The sequence below is a fragment of the Bartonella sp. AC130YNZD genome, from assembly GCF_042196865.1.
GTDB lineage: Bacteria > Pseudomonadota > Alphaproteobacteria > Rhizobiales > Rhizobiaceae > Bartonella.
Window position 1 is genome coordinate 1 of sequence record NZ_JBHIQZ010000096.1, and the last position, 1,538, is coordinate 1,538.

The 1,538-nt window shown below is 37.5% G+C and carries 1 protein-coding gene and 1 pseudogene; one reads left to right on the forward strand and one right to left on the reverse strand.

All coding sequences use genetic code 11. The annotated features are described in order from the left end of the window. Window positions 1–966: tyrosine-type recombinase/integrase (locus tag ACFINU_RS09800; RefSeq protein WP_375618973.1), on the forward strand; the 966-nt coding region annotated here is incomplete at its 5' end. Window positions 967–1,168: 202 nt separating this feature from the next. Here ACFINU_RS09800 and ACFINU_RS09805 read toward each other — a convergent pair. Continuing rightward, window positions 1,169–1,355: pseudogene (locus tag ACFINU_RS09805) on the reverse strand (helix-turn-helix transcriptional regulator). Window positions 1,356–1,538: the final 183 nt, after the last annotated feature.

A 1,538-nucleotide genomic window follows, 5' to 3' on the forward strand; every position in this document is an offset into this window, starting at 1 on the left:
CATGGACCACGTATTAGAATACGCGGCACCTATGGAACGCAAGAGTTTGTTGATAACTACAAAAGCGCACTTGCCGAATTACAAGGCATAATCCCTCCAAAACCGAAAATCGGCAAACTGATTGAAGGGTCATTTGCATGGCTGCTTAAACAATACTTTAACAGCTCTAATTGGCATAGCTACACTAAAGCTACAAAAAAACAAAAAGAACTCATCCTTATGAAGGTATGTGATACCATAGGAAACATTCCATACAAAGCAATTGAAAAGAAACATATCATAGCCGGCGTTGAACGACGCAAAGAAACACCAGCAATGGCTAGAAACTTTCTGAAAGCCCTTAATGGGCTTTTTAATTGGGCGATTGACCAAGGTCTTTTAGAAAATAATCCAGCCTTAGGTGTTAAAAGACCAGCCCTTCATAACAAAGATGGGTTTGCTGTTTGGACAGAAGAAGATGTTGAGAAATATTATCAAAGATGGTCCCATGGTACCCATGAACGCGTTTGGATTGATGTCCTTTTGTATACGGGTTTGCGTCGTGGTGATGCGGTCCGCATTGGCTGGAAAGATGTAAAGAATAATATCATTCATCTCAAAACAGAGAAAAGTAAATTCCAAACAGATGTCTTTCTACCTATTTTACCGGAATTAGCCAAAACGCTTGAAACTGGTCCTATTGGAGAAGAAACATTCATTTGTGGTAAAGAAGGTAAAAAACTAGTTAAAGAAAGTTTTGGCAACCTTTTTCGTGAGGCTTGTAACGTAGCGGGAATCAAAAAATCAGCACATGGCTTAAGAAAATTAGCAGCAACACGCGCAGCTAATTCTGGTGCAACAGTATCACAACTCAAAGCAATTTTTGGCTGGACAAATGATGCTATGGCATCTCTTTACACAAAGAGCGCAGACCGTAAAAGACTCTCTCTTGAAGCCATAAAAAAGCTTCAAAAAGATGAGGGATAGAGGCAAAAAAACTCAATAGAATCAAGATTCACCTATTCCCTTATATTAGACATAACTATTTTATTTTACTTGCTTTTTATTTGCCTCTTTTGGGCACCATTTTGTATCTTTAACATATTAAATATATAGATTTTTTATTTAAAGAGCTATTTTAAGATCAACTTTTAGACCACCTTCTACGGTTTATACAACTTTAGCTAATTTATTCCTTATTTTTCTTTGGAGTGAAGAATAAGATCTCTTTCTTTCTCCATCTCACTGCTCTCCCTAGCTTATATAGCTCTGGCCCCTCCTTGAAGCACCTAATTACGAATCGTGGTTGTGGATACACTAAAAAACTTTGCACACTCACGTGTTATTACATATCCATCTCCATCATCAAATATCATCTTATTACCTTTCTCTTTTTTATATTAATTAAATGGGCGGGGGTGCTGGGAGGCATGTGGAGCACTCCAGTTTTTAAAAATCTGCAAGTTTATTTTTTAGAGGTGCTTAATTTCATATTTCCAATCAGGTAATTGAGTGAGAGCTAATGCGAGTTATCCTCTGTGACACATGCATACATTGGC